General features: G+C 37.4%; 13 protein-coding genes and 1 pseudogene. 1 reads left to right on the top strand and 13 read right to left on the bottom strand.

The window, feature by feature from the left end:
* Positions 1-225: 225 nt before the first annotated feature.
* From J2S74_RS16165 to xylA, 11 genes and pseudogenes are all read right to left on the bottom strand, one after another.
* Entirely contained in the window at positions 226-1,539 is a 1,314-nt protein-coding gene (locus tag J2S74_RS16165; RefSeq protein ID WP_307327191.1) for an extracellular solute-binding protein, read from the bottom strand.
* A 116-nt stretch (positions 1,540-1,655) separates the two neighbouring features.
* On the bottom strand, positions 1,656-2,450 hold the full coding sequence (locus J2S74_RS16160) for a response regulator transcription factor (RefSeq protein WP_307327189.1): 795 nt from the start codon (positions 2,448-2,450) through the stop codon (positions 1,656-1,658).
* Positions 2,447-4,201 carry a cache domain-containing sensor histidine kinase gene (locus J2S74_RS16155; RefSeq protein WP_307327187.1) on the bottom strand — a complete coding sequence of 585 codons (1,755 nt, stop codon included), beginning with the start codon at positions 4,199-4,201 and terminating at the stop codon, positions 2,447-2,449. Before J2S74_RS16155 ends, J2S74_RS16160 begins: the two co-directional genes overlap by 4 nt.
* A 168-nt stretch (positions 4,202-4,369) precedes the next feature.
* Positions 4,370-6,385 (bottom strand): transketolase, encoded by a 2,016-nt coding sequence (tkt, locus tag J2S74_RS16150; RefSeq protein WP_307327184.1) that lies wholly within the window; start codon positions 6,383-6,385, stop codon positions 4,370-4,372.
* Between the two features lie 220 nt (positions 6,386-6,605).
* Positions 6,606-7,253, bottom strand: a complete 648-nt coding sequence (gene fsa / locus J2S74_RS16145) for a fructose-6-phosphate aldolase (protein ID WP_307327182.1) — start codon at positions 7,251-7,253, stop codon at positions 6,606-6,608.
* Positions 7,254-7,310: 57 nt separating this feature from the next.
* Positions 7,311-7,436: pseudogene (locus tag J2S74_RS27460) on the bottom strand (hypothetical protein); the annotation flags it as partial.
* Between the two features lie 79 nt (positions 7,437-7,515).
* The gene (locus J2S74_RS16140; RefSeq protein ID WP_307327180.1) at positions 7,516-8,364 is read right to left on the bottom strand and encodes an SDR family oxidoreductase; all 849 of its coding nucleotides are present in this window, start codon (positions 8,362-8,364) and stop codon (positions 7,516-7,518) included.
* Positions 8,361-9,440: a mannonate dehydratase gene (gene uxuA / locus J2S74_RS16135; protein WP_307327177.1), complete on the bottom strand. Its 1,080-nt coding sequence runs from the start codon at positions 9,438-9,440 to the stop codon at positions 8,361-8,363. Before uxuA ends, J2S74_RS16140 begins: the two co-directional genes overlap by 4 nt.
* A gap of 91 nt (positions 9,441-9,531) precedes the next feature.
* Positions 9,532-9,654, bottom strand: coding sequence for a hypothetical protein (locus J2S74_RS16130; RefSeq protein ID WP_307327176.1), 123 nt, complete (start codon positions 9,652-9,654; stop codon positions 9,532-9,534).
* Positions 9,655-9,725: 71 nt separating this feature from the next.
* Complete coding sequence (xylB, locus tag J2S74_RS16125; RefSeq protein ID WP_307327174.1) at positions 9,726-11,228, bottom strand: xylulokinase; 1,503 nt, start codon at positions 11,226-11,228, stop codon at positions 9,726-9,728.
* Between the two features lie 332 nt (positions 11,229-11,560).
* A complete protein-coding gene (gene xylA / locus J2S74_RS16120; protein ID WP_307327172.1) occupies positions 11,561-12,886 on the bottom strand; it encodes a xylose isomerase in 1,326 nt (441 codons plus the stop codon).
* A 429-nt stretch (positions 12,887-13,315) separates the two neighbouring features.
* On the opposite strand from xylA, the gene J2S74_RS16115 reads away from it, so the two are divergent.
* Entirely contained in the window at positions 13,316-14,485 is a 1,170-nt protein-coding gene (locus J2S74_RS16115; protein ID WP_307327171.1) for an ROK family transcriptional regulator, read from the top strand.
* A 260-nt stretch (positions 14,486-14,745) separates the two neighbouring features.
* Here the strand turns inward: J2S74_RS16115 and J2S74_RS16110 are convergent, their stop codons facing one another.
* Together J2S74_RS16110 and J2S74_RS16105 are read right to left on the bottom strand one after the other, a co-directional pair.
* A complete protein-coding gene (locus J2S74_RS16110; RefSeq protein ID WP_307327169.1) occupies positions 14,746-16,818 on the bottom strand; it encodes an alpha-glucuronidase family glycosyl hydrolase in 2,073 nt (690 codons plus the stop codon).
* A gap of 63 nt (positions 16,819-16,881) precedes the next feature.
* Positions 16,882-17,886 (bottom strand): endo-1,4-beta-xylanase, encoded by a 1,005-nt coding sequence (locus J2S74_RS16105; RefSeq protein ID WP_307327167.1) that lies wholly within the window; start codon positions 17,884-17,886, stop codon positions 16,882-16,884.
* Between the last annotated feature and the right edge of the window lie 103 nt (positions 17,887-17,989).

The following is a 17,989-nucleotide window of genomic DNA, read 5'->3' as shown; positions in this document are numbered from 1 at the left end:
GAGCTGCATCCGTCGAGACAACTCGAAGCATACTCGTGAAGCAACGCTCGTCGCTGGAGTCGCCGCCTTTCGCTTCTCCATGCTGTCTAAAAAAGCAACAAAGTTTGCGAAAACAGCCTTTAATAAAGAGGGTGACTGCAAAGTGTAAACACTCCCTGCAATTGTCACCCTCTTACAGCATTCATGAAAATTATTTGAAACCTACTGTAATAGTTTTATGGTTAATTAATCTTCTTGCGACAATGCTTCTTCATGTTGTTTTGCATAATCTTCAGGGGTTACTTCATTTCCAAATAACGCTTGAATTAAGTCTAGATGAGTTTCTGCTACACTTGCACTCATTTGTACATCTGCAAACAATGTAATATTAGAAGCATTGTTTAGATCTTCTAATACTTCAATGAATAAATCAGGTAAGTCTACTGCTTCCGTATCTACTTGTGTTCCTGGAATAACACCAGCGTCCACAACTGCTTGATTTCCCCATCTCTCCACAAAGTACTTAACAAATGCTTTTGCTTCTTCTTTAACATCTGAGTTCTCAGAAACAAAGAGTCCAACTCCAGGTCCACCAACCCAGCTATTGATATCTCCAGCGCCACCTTCTACTTGTGGAAATTTAAAGAAACCTATGCTGTCTCTAAACTCTTGAGGAACCTCTTCATTTGTTGTGTAATTTGGTAAATCCCATGATCCAATTAAATACATTGCTGCATTGCTGTTCATAAACTCTGATTTCGCTTCTTGGTCAGACAAACCATTAAACCCTCGTATAAAGGCATTTCTTTCTACTAAGTTTTGAATTTCTGCAGCTGCTTCTATTAAACTTTCATTTTCAAAGGATCCACTACGGTCAATTGCTGAATTAAGGGCAGTATCTCCACCAATTCTGTCAGCTAAATACATATACCATAAAGAGCCAGTCCAACGATCTCTATTACCAAGTGCGATTGGTGTCACACCGTTAGCTACCAATGTATCTACTACTTCTAAAAATTCTTCATACGTTTCTGGAACTTCAACTCCATTTTCTTCAAAAATAGCTTTGTTATAGAAAACAGGTGCAATATTTAATTCTAACGGTAGAGCATACGTTGTTCCATTCACTTCATAAGCTTCCCTAGTACCGGCAACGAAAGAATTTTTGAAGTCATCATCTAAAATATCATCAAGTGATGCAAATCTTTCTCCTCTTACGTAAGGCTCCATAAATCCTGCAGGCCATGTCATACCGACATCTGGCAATTGGTTGGATGAGGAAATTACTTGTAACTGATTTTTATATTGCTCATTCTCTAAAACTTCCAATTCTACAGTTACATTAGAATGTAACTCTTCAAATTCAGCAATAATTTCATTTACAATTCTATGATGATCCGGTGAACTACCAGCTGGCCATAAGTGCATGAAATTAATAGTAACCTCTTCTTCACCTTCAGCCCCTTGATTACCGCTGGATTCATTGTTTGAGCATCCCGCAACAAATAAAATTGATAGAATACTAACCACAAATAAAGTGGTAAACGATTTTCTAAACATTTTTTCAATTCCCCCTAGTTTTTTTGTAGTATAGTGTTACCGCTTCCATAAATAAAGTATAGCACCGGAATTGGAATACAATAAGGTAACAACCTTCAGGGAAAATACCATTATCTTTAGAATACGCTTTCACTATCAGTAAATTCTTTTCGATACTTGGATGGGGTCATTTTTTCGTACTCTTTAAATACTTTTATAAAGTATTTCGTTGTTTGATAGCCCACTTTTTCAGATATTTCATTAATAGATAAATTTGTAGTTAATAATAGTTTTTTTGCCTTTTGAACCCGACTTCTTGTTACATATTCACTGAAATTCAAATCCGTTTGTTCTTTAAATAGTGCACTAAAATAACTTGGATTAAGATGAATATGTTTTGCCACATCTTTTAAATTGAATTGGGTTTGTAAATTCTCGGCCACGAATTTCATTGCTTCTTGAATGGGGGATTCCTTTTCTAATTCTATTTGTTTTAAGTCAATTAACTTGTGATCAATAGCATTTTCTATCCTGCCAGTTCTATCACGCAGAGCTTCTATTTCTAGAGCTTCTTCCACAGCTTCTATTAATTTTTTACTCGATACAGGTTTTAGTAAATAATTTACTACACCAAGACGAATGGCTTCTTGTGCATAATCAAACTCAGAATATGCTGACATAATGATAACAACAGGATTCTGTTTCTTCTGTTTTATAGACTCTAACATACGTAAACCAGTCATTTCTGGCATTCGGATATCTGTAATAATTAAATTTATTTTTTTTCTATTAAATATTTCCATTGCTTCACTGCCATCAGATGCCATTAAAATTTCTAATTTTCCTTCTGCCCATATATCCAGCTTTTTCTTTATCCCTTCTCTTGTCCTTGGTTCATCGTCTACTATCAATATCGTTTTAGACTTAATCATCCAACCCCTCCATTCATTGGAATTTCAAATGATACACAGGTACCTTGTCCAATTTCGCTATTAATGGCCAAACCATTAACAACATCTTTACTATAGTATAGCTGCAGTCTTTTATTAACATTAGCTAGTGCCATTCCATTACCTTTATCAGAGGCTGCTACTCCTTCTTTTAAAGATTTTAATAGAAGGTTTACTTTGTTTTTGTCCATTCCTGGTCCATCGTCATTTACTTTGATAACAAGTTTAGAGGTTTCTATATTTCGTTCTATATTAACTGACACATGGCCTGCCCCTTTTTTATTTCCAACTCCATGTAATATAGCATTTTCAACTAAAGGTTGAATTAACAGCTTAGGTATTTTGGTTAATAGATCTTCTTCATTGACCTTAATATTCCATGTTAAACGTTCACCGAATCTCATTGTCATTATTCGCATGTATCTTTCTATGTGGGATAACTCGTCCTTTAATCGAACCCATTCGCTGTCTTTTTTGGGAGTACTTATCGTATAACGAAATAATTCAGACATTGCAATAACGTGTTCCGCTAATTCATCCTCTCCATTTTCTTCTAAAGACCAATAAAGTGCTTCTAATGTGTTAAACAGAAAATGTGGGTTTATTTGTGCTTGAAGTGCTTTTAGCTCTGTTCTACTTCTAGTAATTTCTTTTTCATATACTACTTGGATTAAATGATTAATACTATCTACCATTTGATTATAGGTATCGTTTAATTCATTAATCTCAACGGTGGAAGAAATATTAGGATTTCGTTTAAGAGTACCTAATTTTGAAAAGCTCATCGTTTTCGTTAATTTTTGAATTGGTTTTGTAATCATTGTTGAGAGAACCAATGAAGACAATAGAAAAATAATAAATCCAACAGCACCAGATAAAAGAATTGCCGTTCTTAGTACATCTGTATCTTCTGTTAGTGTATATAAAGGGGTTAATATCATTGTAGTCCAACCGGTTAATTTAGAAGTATGGGTTACTACAAGGAATTCCTCGTTATTTATTTTAACTGTCTGTTCATATTGAGGAGGAATTAAATCAAACATATTTTCAGAGCTAGAATAAATTACTTCATTATTCTTATTTAACAGAAACATGTACCCCTCTTCTTGTTCATTTCTGGGATTAGATTGTTCGTTAAACTGCAAATAACTACGATTTACTCTCGTTAAAAGAAAACCACCTGGAGAAAACCAACGATCAATTAGATTAACCTGTCGTAAAACCAAGAAAAAATTACTATCCTCTGGATCCTCTCCAACCCATACGAGTTGACCGTTTTTATCTTTAGCGTCACGAATAGCCATTACATCCAGTCGTCCTATTAAACTTGCCTCGTTTAGTGGAAATAGACGGTCGTAGTTACTCAAATATAATTCAAAAGAGTATACCCCTCTAAAATATGCTTGGTATGAGTTTACTAATTGCATGAGACTTTGCCTTTGGTTAAAACTGGCTGAGACTCCTTCTACTTCGTCATACAATAAATCTTGTACATAAGAATCTGTTGCTACTTGACTTGTTAACATATCAATTTGCTCATAAAGAGCATCCATGTGACTACTTGCTTGGATAGCAGTTTGCTGAATTTGTCTTTCTGCATTCGAAGTAAGCAAGGTGGAAACAATATTATACGTAATAGCTCCGATTAGAAGCAAAACAATAAACATAACTAACAAAAATACAGCAGAAATTTGATTTCTTAATGTGTTGTATTTTGAAAATTTTTTCAACAACAATCGTCAACCTTTCTAATATTAAAAGTGATGCATGTTTAAATCATTATTAAGATATAAAGTTCAATTTGTCAATTTTCTAAAAAGAGAGAGGGCGACTCAACAGGTATTTTTACCTCTTGAGACACCCCCGAAAATAATTTATCGTTTATTCTCTATTAAACTTTCCTATTCGTTACCTTTTAATACTTCTTCCACATTAACTATTACATTTTCTACACTAAATCCATATTCTTTTAACACTACGTTTCCTGGAGCGGAAGCACCGAAAGTATGGATTCCAATTACTTTTCCTTTGTCACCTACATAGCGTTCCCACCCTAGTGGTGCGGCCATCTCAATGGCAACCCTTGCTTTAATCGAAGATGGTAGTACGGACTCTTTATACTCACCTGATTGTTTTTCAAATAATTCCCAGCTAGGCATACTTACAACACGTACAGCAACCCCTTGCTTTGTCAACTCTTCTTTTGCAGCTACTGCAAGGCTTACCTCTGAACCAGTTGCTAGTAAAATCACGTCGGCCTCTCTGTCAGAATCGGAGATGACATAAGCTCCTTTTCTTACTCCTTCATGTGCAAGTTCTTTAGAGCCTTCTAGTACAGGCAATGCTTGGCGAGTAAGTACCATTGCCACAGGTGATTCCTTTTGCTCGAAAGCATAACGATATGCTTCTGTTGTTTCATTTGCATCTGCAGGACGAAGTACCGTTAAACCAGGAATTACCCTTAGAGAAGGTAGCTGCTCTACTGGCTCATGTGTCGGTCCATCTTCTCCAACAGCAATACTGTCATGAGTTAGGACATATACGACAGGCTGATTCATCATAGCTGCTAAACGGATCGATGGTCTTAGGTAGTCAGAGAAAACAAAGAAAGTTCCTCCATACGGACGTACACCACCGTGAAGGGATAATCCATTTAACGCTGCTCCCATGGCATGTTCCCTTACTCCAAACCATACATTTCTTCCTGCGTAATCTTCTTTATTAAAAATCGGTAAGCCTTTTAGAGTTGTATTATTCGATCCAGCTAGGTCAGCGGAGCCACCGAAAACTGTCGGCAGATTTTTGGCGATAGCGTTAAGTGCTGCTCCAGATGATTGACGAGTGGCCATTTTTGGAGCGTCGACATCATATAATGGCAGGTCTTTGTCCCAGCCTTCTGGTAATTGACCGCTGATTGCTTGTTCGAACTGTGATGCAAGCTCTGGATATGTTTCTTTATATTGTGCTAATTTATTGTTCCATTCAGCTTCCTCAGCTTGTCCTTTTTGTACTACTTTTTTGAAGTGGTCACGAACTACTGCTGGTACTTCAAAGGCTTCGTGTTCCCATCCGTATGCTTGTTTCGTTAAGCTTACTTCATCTGTACCTAGGGGTGATCCGTGAGAAGCTGATTTCCCCGATTTATTTGGGCTCCCGTAACCGATAACAGTGCGAACTTCAATTAGCGTAGGGCGAGCTACTTCAGCTTTTGCTGCTTCAATTGCTTTTCCGATAGAGGTAAGGTCGGTTCCATCCTCAACTCGGATATAATGCCATCCGTAGGATTTAAAGCGTTGCTCCACATTTTCCGTGAAGGACATATGGAGATCTCCATCTAAAGAAATGTCATTGGAATCGTATAAAACGACTAATTTTCCTAGTCCCATATGACCTGCCATGGATGCTGCTTCGGAAGCAATTCCTTCCATTAAATCACCGTCACCGCAAATGGTATACGTATAGTGGTCTACTAGAGTGAAATTTTCCCGGTTATAAGTAGCTGCTAAATGTGCTTCTGCCATTGCCATACCTACTGCTGTAGAGATTCCTTGTCCAAGTGGACCTGTCGTTGCCTCAACCCCTACGGTATGACCGAACTCAGGGTGACCTGGGGTTTTACTTCCCCATTGTCTAAAGTTCTTTAATTCCTCTAACGGTAAATCATATCCTGTTAAATGAAGCAAGCTGTAGAGTAAGGCTGATCCGTGTCCTGCGGATAGAACAAACCGGTCGCGGTCAAAGAAATTTGGATTCGTTGGATTGTGCTTCATATGGTTTGCCCATAATTCGTAGGCCATAGGCGCCGCTCCCATTGGCATACCAGGATGGCCTGAGTTCGCCTTTTCTACCATATCAATGGATAATGTTCGAATACTATTTACTGCTAATTGTTCAATTGAAGTTGCTACTTTTGTCATTTTGTTCTTTCCTCCTGCTAAGGATATATATTTGTTTTGGAGATTTAGAGTTTCCGGTGTAAATTACCAAAGGCAAAGTACGGCCTTTTTTTTTACGTTGGTTTCGCTCGTCGCGCGTCTTTTATGAGAAGTACGCTCATAAAAGACTTTTAAATGAGTGCGACGACTTCACCAACGTGCCGGTGTAAATTACCAAAGGCAAAGTACGGCCTTTGGTAATTTACACCTTGGGTACGGTTTCCCAGTCTGCTAAGAATTGTTCGATACCTTTGTCTGTTAAAGGATGCTTCCATAGTTTAGGTAATAATGATCCTGGGATGGTTGCTATATCAGCACCTGCAATTGCAGTTTTCTCAACATGGTCAATGTTGCGGATACTTGCAGCAATGATTTCTGTTTCGAAACCATAGTTTGCTAGAATCGTTTTTAAATCTCTTACTAGTGACATCCCCTCCGTACCGATGTCATCTAACCGACCTACAAATGGGCTGATGTATGTAGCTCCTGCTTTTGCTGCCATCAAACCTTGTGCAGCGGAGAAAACTAGCGTTACATTTGTTTTAATTCCTCGCTGAGTTAACTCATACGTTGCTTCTAGTCCTGCTTCTGTCATTGGAAGTTTAATCACTACATTTGGAGCCCACGCTGCTAATTCCTCAGCTTCACTAACCATTTCTTCTACTGTTAATCCAATAACTTCAGCACTTACAGGGCCATCTACTACTTCACAGATTTCTTTAATAATTTCCTTAAATGGGCGGCCTTCTTTCGCGATTAAAGTTGGGTTTGTCGTTACACCATCCACTAAGCCTAATTTTGCAATTCTTTTAATTTCGTCAATATTACCAGTATCTAGGAAAAATTTCATAATGAACACTCCTCATTTGTTGTATTTAATTTTTTATCTATAAATCACCAATAACTATTATTCTACTTCAATATTAAAATAATCCGCGGCATTTACATAACTATTAATCGTCATTTCACTTACTTCCGATAGCTTTGCTACATAATCCTTAAAGCCAACTTTCGTTATTTCTACTGCATTATCAGAACGAAATGTTAATTTTTTTCAATCTTCATGGATGAATGTTTTCTACTTTCCTCCAAACAATCATTAACCGTAAAACTTAAACTCCTGGATAAGCCATAAAACCGCCATCAACAGGAACAGAAATTCCAGTAACGAATCCAGACATATTCTCATCGGCTAACCATATTAACGTTCCGAGTAGATCTTCTGGTGAACCAAATCGCTTCATTGGCGTGTGTGATAGTATTTTTTCAGAACGCTCCGTTAATGAACCGTCTTCGTTCGTAAGGAGTCTTCGGTTTTGCTCTGTTAAGAAGAATCCAGGTGAAATGGCATTGACACGTACACCGACTGGGGCCATATGGACAGCCAGCCATTGTGTAAAGTTATCAATCCCTGCTTTTGCAGCACCATAAGCTGGTACCTTTGTCATTGGACTTGGAGCAGCCATAGAAGATATATTTATAACGATTGCACCTTTTCGCTCGATCATTTTTTTCGTAAAAATTTGAGTTGGGATCACTGTACCAATAATATTTAAGTTAAATACATGATTAAATCCTTCAAATGTTAAATCAAAAAAGGACTTTACAGACGGGTCATCTATATCTTTTACATTTAATGTTTCATTTGTTGTGGATCCGTCAGGGTGATTGCCTCCTGCACCATTGATTAAAATATCACACGGACCATACTCCTTAGAAACGATCTCCTCAGCCCTTTTAACACTTTCTACGTCTACTACATCACAAGCAATAGCTAATGCTTCTCCACCAGCATCTCTAATTTCTTGTGCAACTACTTCACCTTTTGCTGCAGTTCTATTAAGGATGGCTACTTTTACACCGTGACGGGCTAATTCCTTTGCCATTGCACCACAAAGGACGCCGCCTCCTCCAGTGATAACAGCTACTTTTCCTTTTATATTCTCGTTAAGGGTTATCATTTTACATCCCCCTGTTCTTTATATCTATTTAGACTATCCCAAATTCCCCATAAATACATAATTCCTAAGCCTCTGTCGTATAGTCCATATCCTGGTCTGCATTTTTCATCCCAGATATGTCTTCCGTGGTCTGGTCTAGCATATCCTTTGAAACCAATATCGTGATAAGCTTTCATAATTTCAAGAATATCGACAGACCCGTCCTCACTTCTATGGGAAGTTTCAATGAAATCTCCATTCTCGTATACCTTGACATTACGGATGTGGGCAAAAGGAATGCGGTCAGCAAATTCTCTTACCATTTCAGCTACATTATTTTCTGGATTAGCACCTAAAGAGCCACTGCATAAAGTTACTCCATTATACGGACTATCAATAAGGTTTAAGAGCCGTCTTATATTTTCTTGACTCGTTATAATTCTAGGCAATCCGAAAATAGGCCATGGTGGATCATCTGGATGAATTGCCATTTTAATGTCATTCTCCGCTGCTACAGGAATAATTGCCTCTAAAAAATAGTGAAGATTGTTCCACAAATCCACTTCGGAAACTTCCTTATATGCCTGAAATAAATCTGTTAAATGCTCCAGTCTCTCTGGTTCCCATCCAGGCATAGTAAAGTCTGGATTATTAGAAATAGTAGAAACGAGCTCTATAGGATCCATATCGTCTACAATGGCTTTTTCATAAAAAAGTGCCGTAGAGCCATCCTCTAATTCTTGAAATAAGTTCGTTCTCGTCCAATCAAATACAGGCATAAAGTTATAGCAAATAACCTTTACTCCAACCTTTCCTAGCTTTTCAATTGTTTTCTTATAGTTTTCAATATATTTATCTCGAGTCGGTAATCCGAGCTTAATATCCTCATGGATATTCACGCTCTCTACAACATCAATATTAAGTCCATGGGCTTCAGCTTGCTCTTTTATCTCCAATATTTTATCCATTGGCCACTCTTCTCCGGCCGGTACATCATGAAGTGCCCAAACAATTCCTTCAACGCCAGGTATATGTTTAATGTGGTTTAAACTTACAGAGTCGTTTCCTTCGCCAAACCACCTAAATGTCATTTTCAAAGTTCTTCACCTCTAGTCGTGAACTTTACCTTACTTTATTATTTAGCTATTATCTAAAAGTTTGTTGTTTTAGCAAATTACTATGGCTTGGCTACGCTACAGGCGGACCAATTACGCCTAAAAACAGCCCACGTCCTGCGTCTGCGATTACTCGAAGCAAACTTACTCGGGGAAGCTTTTCAGGCTCCGCTTGTGGGCAACGACGTAATGTCACCGTCCTGGTTGGAGTCGCCGCCTTTCGGTACTCCAAGCTTTAAAAATCAAAAATTTTTGCGAAAACAGCCATTAATTTTTACGAAAACCTTTTAATCCTTCATTTAAGTCTTTTGTTTTTTCATATACGTCTTTGTACAGTTTGAATAATTGTTGATATTTATCTACATTTTCAGGAATTGGTTCATAAGATGTTTCTTCTGCTGTAAATACTTCTGCACATTCTTGCAAGGAATTAAATAATCCTGAACCATATGCTGCTAGCATGGCAGCACCAACTGCTGGCCCTTGTTCACTAGAAAGCTTCACAATTTTAGCATTAAATACATCTGCTTGAATTTGGAGCCACGTTTCATTTTTCGCTCCTCCGCCGATGGAAATAATTGTGTCGATTGTTTTTCCACTTTCTCTGAAAATGTCTATAGACTCATTTAATGAAAAGGTGATCCCCTCAATAACGGCACGGGCAAAATCAATACGTTTATGAGAAGCGTCCATTCCAATAAAGCTCCCACGTATAACTGCATCCGCATGTGGAGTCCTCTCCCCTACTAAGTATGGGGTGAAAAGAAGACCATTCGCTCCAACAGGTACTTTCTCTAAACCTTCTAAAAGAGATTCAAACGCTTCGTCCTTTGCAAATGTATCTTTGAACCAGCTTAAGCTATAACCGGCAGCTAATGTTACACCCATTGTATAAAAAGCATCTTCTTGACCGTGGTTAAAGTAGTGAACTTTTCCATCAAAATTGCGATCTTTCGTTTCTTCATAAGAAAGAACAACACCAGAGGTTCCAATACTGCATAATGTTTTACCATCAGTTAAAATTCCTGATCCAATAGCACCACAAGCGTTATCTGCTCCTCCTGCAAATACTTTTGTTGTTGGAGCTAATCCAGTTTCTGCAGCAAAACTTTCCGTAATAGTTCCTACTAGCTCATGGGACTCTACTAATGGAGGACAAAGACTTTTATCAATTCCTACTAGGTCGCATATTTCAGCGCTCCATGATTTATCTGCAACATTTAAAAGAAGCGTACCTGCTGCATCAGAATAATCCATATGAATTTGTCCAGACATCTTATATCGGAGGTAGTCCTTTGGTAAAACAAAAACAGAAGCCTTTTCTAGAATTTCACTTTCATATTGCTTTACCCAAAGGAGTTTAGGTAAAGTAAATCCTTCCAAAGCTGGGTTTTTTGTAATTTCTAATAATCGTTTTTCACCTACAGCACTATAAATTTGCTGGCACTGCTCTGTTGTTCTTGTATCATTCCATAGAATCGCATGACGTAATACTTCTTTTTCTCCATCTAATAATACTAGTCCGTGCATTTGTCCAGAAAAGCTAATCCCTTCAATAGCTGTTACTTCTCCGTTAAATTGCTTAACTAACTCCTTTAATGCGGCTGTTGTTTTCTCTACCCATTCATTCGGATCTTGCTCACTGTATCCTGACTTTTCTTGAATAAGGGGATATGACTTGGAAACTTCGTTACATACTTCACCTTTTTCATTCATTAGAATAACTTTTACTGCACTCGTTCCTAAGTCCACACCAATTACGTATTTCATCTATAAATCTCCCTTCGGTTGTTTTGACCCTGAAAATACAAATCAGGTTGTTCGTTCGCTACAACCTACTCCCTTTCCGCGGGGGATCTGCCAGGCCTCCTCGAGCTTCGCTCTGCGGGGTCTCGGCTAGACCCTTCTCCCGCAGGAGTGTCGTAGGTTTACGCTCTTTCACAATTAAAATAAATCAATTTTTCATACTCCATGGTACAAAATTTCACTTGCATGGGTCTACCCGATAAAACAAAATCCCTACAAAATATGCTGGAAAACAGAGTGTAATCCAGCATATTTTTTGTATTCATTTTGATATTTACGAAAAGGTTAGATAACGATTATCCTTGGGTTGCTTCAAGTAAGTACTTGTTTAAGATCGCACGTAAATTCTCTTGACGACCAGATTTGTTATTAGTAATTGTTCCCATTTCTAATGCATGAGCAGATAACTTATGGAAATCTGTGTTTCCTTCTACGATATCCTTACCGATTCCTTCTGTGTAGCTCTTGTATCGGTCTGCAATGAAATCTTCAAGAACTTTGTCCTCAAGTAAACGCTTCGCCACTTTTGTTCCAATTGCAAAGCTGTCCATACCTGCAATGTGTGCATGGAATAGGTCATCTGTATCGAAGGAACCACGACGTACTTTGGCATCGAAGTTTAATCCTCCAGTTCCAAGACCGTTATTTTTGATGATTTCATACATAGCTAACGTAGTGGAGTATAGATCAGTTGGGAATTCGTCCGTATCCCATCCTAATAGTGTATCTCCTTGGTTAGCATCAACGGAACCTAACATACCGTTAATACGTGCTAAATGTAGTTCGTGCTCAAACGTATGACCTGCAAGTGTTGCGTGGTTTGCTTCAATGTTGAACTTAAATACATCTTGTAAACCATATTGATGTAAGAACGCTAAACCAGTTGCCACATCGAAATCGTATTGGTGCTTAGTAGGCTCTTTTGGTTTTGGCTCAATTAAGAATTGTGCATCAAAGCCGATTTCTTTTGCATAATCTTTTGCCATATGGAAGAAGCGCGCTAGGTTATCAAGCTCCAGCTTCATGTCTGTGTTAAGTAGTGTTTCGTATCCTTCACGGCCACCCCAGAATACATAGTTTTCAGATCCTAGCTCTTTACCAATCTCTAATCCTTTTTTAACTTTAGCAGCAGCATAAGCAAATACATCTGCATTAGGAGCTGTTGCTGCCCCGAATGTCCAACGTGGGTGTGTAAACATATTCGCTGTATTCCATAAAAGCTTCGTTTTACTAGTTTTCATGTAGTCTTTAATCATTGCTACGATTTCATCTAAGTTTTTAAATGTTTCTGATAAGTTGTCAGCTTCAGGAGCCACGTCAAAATCATGGAAACAGAAAAATGGTACATCTAATTTTTCAAAAAATTCAAAAGAAGCTTCTACACGAGCCTTTGCTAAATCCATCCCTTTTAGATGATCATACGGTCGTACTGCTGTTCCTGCTCCAAATGGATCTGCACCTTCTCCAGTGAAAGTGTGCCAGTAAGATACTGCAAAACGCATAAACTCTTCCATAGATTGTCCGTTAATTTGCTCTTCTGGATTGTAATATTTAAATGCGAATGGATTATTAGAATTAGGACCTTCATACTTTACTTGACTTACATTTTTGAAATAACTCATTTTCATTCCTCCATTTTTCCATTTTATTTTTGGTAGATGGACTTTTTAATCCCATCCTTTTAAAAAACAACATTTTATTATTCGCTTACAACACCTCATTTATACTTTAAGTATTGAATTGTTGAAAACGTTTAATGTTATTGTAACGGAAAAAACATAGTTTGTCTATTGAATGAACAAAGAATTTTAAAAAATAATTTTTACTATGAATATTGTAAGTCCCCTCTATTTATCGCTATGTTTTTAGTCATTTACATAAAAGTCATTTTTCTAATTCTATTAGTTCATCCAATGAATAAACTTTTATTTAATTTTCGGATTTATTATGTTATAACTTATAATATAAGTAACTGGAATACTATAATCATGCTTATTAAACAACATAGATTCTAAACGATAGGTGCAAATTCCATTTTGAGGAGAAATAAAATGAGCTGGAACCAACAAATAGTTAAAGTAAATAATAAATCACTCGTGTTACAAACGATTAAAAATCAAGGCCCAATATCCCGTGCAGATATTGCACAGCAACTGGGATTAACAAAAGGAACTGTTTCCTCTCTAGTAAATGAATTAATAGAAGCTAAATTATGCTATGAAACTGGACCTGGAGAATCTAGTGGTGGCAGACGTCCTGTCCTACTAGTATTTAATAAAGCAGCAGGCTATTCCATTGGAATAGATTTAGGTGTTAATTATATTTTGGGAGTACTTACTGACTTAGACGGAAACATTATTAATGAAAAAAAGCTAAACGTAAACGTAGAAACGTATGATCAAACACTTAGCTATATGAAAAACATAATATACTTTTTAATTTCTAACGCCCCAGAAAGTCATTATGGCATTATCGGAATTGGAATAGGAGTGCCTGGAATTGTTAATAAAGAAGGAGATATATTACTGGCTCCAAACTTAGGCTGGAAACAAATTCCTTTAAAAAGTGATTTAGAAGAGGAGTTTCAGCTTCCTATAATAATAGAAAACGAAGCAAATGCTGGAGCATACGGGGAAAAGTGCTTTGGTGCAGGAAAAGACTTTGAAGATCTTATTTATATAAGTGCCGGTATCGGTATTGGTGTAGGATTTATTTTAAATAATGAACTATATCGAGGTGCGCAAGGCTTCTCTGGTGAGATGGGGCATATGATTATTGAAATTAACGGGAAAGAATGTAAATGTGGTAGTAAAGGATGCTGGGAGTTATATGCTTCTGAAAAAGCTCTTCTTGAGGATGCTGCGTCTTTATCCACAGGTGATACTGATGTGAATCATTTAGAGCTAGAATATTTAATTGAGAATGCAGAAGGAAACGAAAAATTATCATCTCTTTTTGAACAAACTGGTTATTACTTAGGAGTTGGCATTAATAATATAATCAATACATTTAACCCTGAACAGATAATCATTGGCAATCGATTAGCGATGGGGAAAGAGTGGATGGAAGCCCCTCTTAAGCAAGTAATTGAAGACTATACGCTGAAACAGCATCAAAGAGAGCTGCAAATTACATTTGCAAAGCTGTCTATCTATTCCGCAGCATTAGGCGTATCCTCTTACGCCACTGAAAACTTTTTAAAGTCAGATATATTAAATTAAGATTCTGTTCAAAAGGGGTGGTATTCCCCCGTTTGAACAGTTTTAAAGCAATGAGCGGAACCGCAGCTGTCTTTTAAAGCCTTCTAGGAGTGAGGTTCTCTTAGTAGGCGCACAGCGTGTGAAGACATTGCAATACAACTAATTGAACACGCTCTTCAATTAGTTTATAGTTATTTAAAATAATTGTTATAAAGAAAAGAGGGTTCCTTCTAAAGTCGATGTTCATCGAGCTTAAGGAAACCCTCTTCCTTTTACTTCTTCTAATAGATCTTTCTGTTCTTTTCGTCTGGAATACCTGATTTTCTGTAAAAGTAAGTATTAATAATGTCACGCCACTCTTTGGAATGCTCAGCTTGATGCTCGAGCCTTTCTAAAATCCCACGGAAACGAGTTGGGTCAATTTTCCCTTCTAAAGCTAACCAGCGCTGTTTCAACCCTTCTGCCTGTTCCACACCTTCGAAGTGAGTATCATAAATATGTTGAATAACAGTTTTACCAGACTTTAAGACATGTGTATACGGTACGTGGTGGAAAAATAGTAATAATTCATCCGGACACGTATCTAACGACTCATACATGGTTTGGTTTTCTGGGAAATACTGTCCAGTATAACCTGTTCCAGTAGAAATGGTCCGGTCAACACCAATCCCTTTACAGTCAGCGAAGTGGTAAGTGCCCCATACAGAATACTCATAGCCATCCACATTCGGTCCATAATGATGCTCCGGATTAACCATCCAGCCTACGCCTAATGGGGAAGTATAATTTTCATAGATTCTCCAAGATTGTAGCAACATGTCCGAAATTTCACTTACAACATCTAAGTCAGTGCCAAACGTCGCTTTAACCCACTCATCCGTAATTATTTCAGAAGACAAATCTGGATTCCAAGTTAAGCGGCCATAGCCATATAGATTCGCCTGCGCTAATGTATGACCAGTCCAGTTTACATCGTTACCAATATTGGATACAGCTGTAATTCCACAATGTGTATATTGGAATTGACTTCCATCGACTACGGACTTAACAGGTGTTCCTTCCCCATTGGCATACGTGTCAAAATCCAAAATTTCTTTCCACTGAGGAATTAAATAACAAACATGCCGTTGCTGCCCTGTATACTCTTGGGCAATTTGGAACTCGAGTAATTGATTTGTCTTTGGCATAGCTCCGAATAATGGAGATACCCCTTCTCGCACTTGGAAGTCCATCGGGCCGTTCTTAATTTGTAAAACTACATTATCCTTAAATTGGCCATCTAACGGTTTAAAATGATCATATGCAGCTTTTGCTCTATCTGTAGAGCGGTCACGCCAGTCCTGCATGCAGTTATAGACGAAGCATCTCCAAAGTACAATTCCTCCAAATGGTTCTATAGCTTCCGCTAACATATTGGAACCATCTGCATGCGTACGATTGTACGTAAACGGACCAGGACGGTGCTCCGAATCTGCCTTTACTAATACGCCGCCAAAATCCGGAATATATTGATAAATTTCTTTCGTCTTTTCCTTCCACCAATTACGAACTTTTTCGTCCAGTGGATCAGCTGTATCTAAGCCACCAATCTGAATTGGGCTAGCATAGTTGATACTTAAAAACGTTTTTATGCCATAGGCTCTAAAGATGCTCGCCACCTTTGCTACGTCCGGAAGAAATTCAGTAGTAATCAGCTTTGATTCCACTTCATGAACATTTACATTATTAAAGGCAATGGCATTAATACCTACGGAGGATAACATTCTAGCATAATCCTTAATTCTATCCCAATCCCTTACAAAACGATTCTCTTCAAAGAAAATAGAATTACCAGCATATCCGCGCTCTACACTACCATCCATGTTATCCCACTCGTTTATCATGCGTAACTGGTTTTTTGGATTTTCAAAAATATCTATATTATTCAAACTAGAATCAGTTTGGATTAGTCGAAGTAAATGGAAAACTCCGTACAAAACACCTTTATCGTTTTTTCCAAAAATAATAATACTGTTATTACTTTCAAAAGACTTTATAATATATCCTTCGTTATTAAGCTGACCTAATAAGTCAACTCCAATTAACTCTTTCACCATTTCATACTTATCTTCTGTTCCTAAGAAGATGAAAGATTCCTTTTTCAGTTCCGTTGAAATATTTAAAGATTTCCCAAACATAGAAGAGATTCCACAAAGGAGTTCCTCTTTTGCAGAGTTAATTACTTCTGTATTTTCAGGTATTACTACATGTTCTAAAAATGGACTATAGTTATCTACCAAAGGTGAATCTGTAATTTTACTATACTGGAGCCAACTGTTGTAGCTAGTTTCCCCGCTCTTAATCAGGTCTAACATCGTTTTCCTCCAATCTATAAGGATGTAATGTCAGTTGTTTAGAATAACACTACATCCAAAAAACTATTTAAAGTCGATAATTTTCCAAAAAGACTCTTTCGGTTCTCCCTTTTCATCCAATACAAATGGCCAGTTTTTTCTCCCCTTGACTGGGAAATCATTTAACCAAGTATAGCTGTCGCTAATTCCCCAGAAAGTAACACTAGTAATTATTTCCTTGTATTCTCTAAACAACTGGAAGAACTCTTCAAAGCGCCGAGTCTGCATTTCTGCCATTTTTTCAGTAGGTTTCGTAAGATCTGTTCTTCGATCATCCCAGTCGAAAGCAGATACATCCATTTCCGTTATTTGAATTTGCATACCTAATGATGCATACCTTTCAATAGCTTCACGAATATGATCAATACTAGGCTGTGATACATTCCAGTGAGCTTGTAAGCCAACACCATGAATAGGTACTTCTCTTTCTACTAATGATTTTACTAATCGATAAATTTTTTCACGCTTCTCTGGATTTGATTCGTTATAGTCATTGTAAAAGAGTGCGGCAGCTGGATCGGTTTTATGGGCCATTTCAAAGGCTTTGGAAATAAAATCTTCCCCAATTATCTCTAACCAATTTGATTTCCTTAAAAACTCACTTGACTCATCAGAAATTGCTTCATTAACAACATCCCAACTATATATACGGCCTTTATAGCGTCCCATAACAGTTGAAATATGGTTTTCCATTCTATTTAGGAGATTCTCTCGGGTAACTGTACTGCCGTCATTTTCAGTGAACACCCATTCTGGCGTTTGGTTATGCCAGACAAGGGTGTGACCACGAAACTTCATGTTATTATCACTAGCAAAGTTTAACATTTCGTCTGCTTTATCAAAGGTAAATTCATTCTCTTTCGGCTGTAAATTTTCAAATTTCATTTCATTTTCAGCCGTTAAACTATTAAAATGCTTTGCTAATAAATCTTTATCAGAATGTAACGTGGTCGAATTTACGGCAGCACCAATCGGGAAATAATCCTTATAAATAGAATGGAGTGAAGGTACATTCATAGAATGATTCATACCTTATTCCTCCCTAAAATATATTTAATTTGTATGGTTGACATCTAAAGTTTAAATGGTATACTTTGTTTTATTCAGTGAAAACTATACTTTAATAGGTTGA

It is taken from the genome of Evansella vedderi (genome assembly GCF_030813435.1).
In the GTDB taxonomy this organism is placed as follows: Bacteria; Bacillota; Bacilli; order Bacillales; family Salisediminibacteriaceae; genus Evansella; species Evansella vedderi.
This window is presented reverse-complemented; position numbering and strand designations above follow the sequence as displayed.

Bases quoted from the DNA above. Each gene is read 5' to 3' on its own strand.
- J2S74_RS16165 (WP_307327191.1), bottom strand. From the start codon at position 1,539: ATGTTTAGAAAATCGTTTACCACTTTATTTGTGGTTAGTATTCTATCA.
- J2S74_RS16160 (WP_307327189.1), bottom strand. From the start codon at position 2,450: ATGATTAAGTCTAAAACGATATTGATAGTAGACGATGAACCAAGGACA.
- tkt (WP_307327184.1), bottom strand. From the start codon at position 6,385: ATGACAAAAGTAGCAACTTCAATTGAACAATTAGCAGTAAATAGTATT.
- fsa (WP_307327182.1), bottom strand. From the start codon at position 7,253: ATGAAATTTTTCCTAGATACTGGTAATATTGACGAAATTAAAAGAATT.
- J2S74_RS16140 (WP_307327180.1), bottom strand. From the start codon at position 8,364: ATGATAACCCTTAACGAGAATATAAAAGGAAAAGTAGCTGTTATCACT.
- xylB (WP_307327174.1), bottom strand. From the start codon at position 11,228: ATGAAATACGTAATTGGTGTGGACTTAGGAACGAGTGCAGTAAAAGTT.
- xylA (WP_307327172.1), bottom strand. From the start codon at position 12,886: ATGAGTTATTTCAAAAATGTAAGTCAAGTAAAGTATGAAGGTCCTAAT.
- J2S74_RS16115 (WP_307327171.1), top strand. From the start codon at position 13,316: ATGAGCTGGAACCAACAAATAGTTAAAGTAAATAATAAATCACTCGTG.
- J2S74_RS16110 (WP_307327169.1), bottom strand. From the start codon at position 16,818: ATGTTAGACCTGATTAAGAGCGGGGAAACTAGCTACAACAGTTGGCTC.
- J2S74_RS16105 (WP_307327167.1), bottom strand. From the start codon at position 17,886: ATGAATCATTCTATGAATGTACCTTCACTCCATTCTATTTATAAGGAT.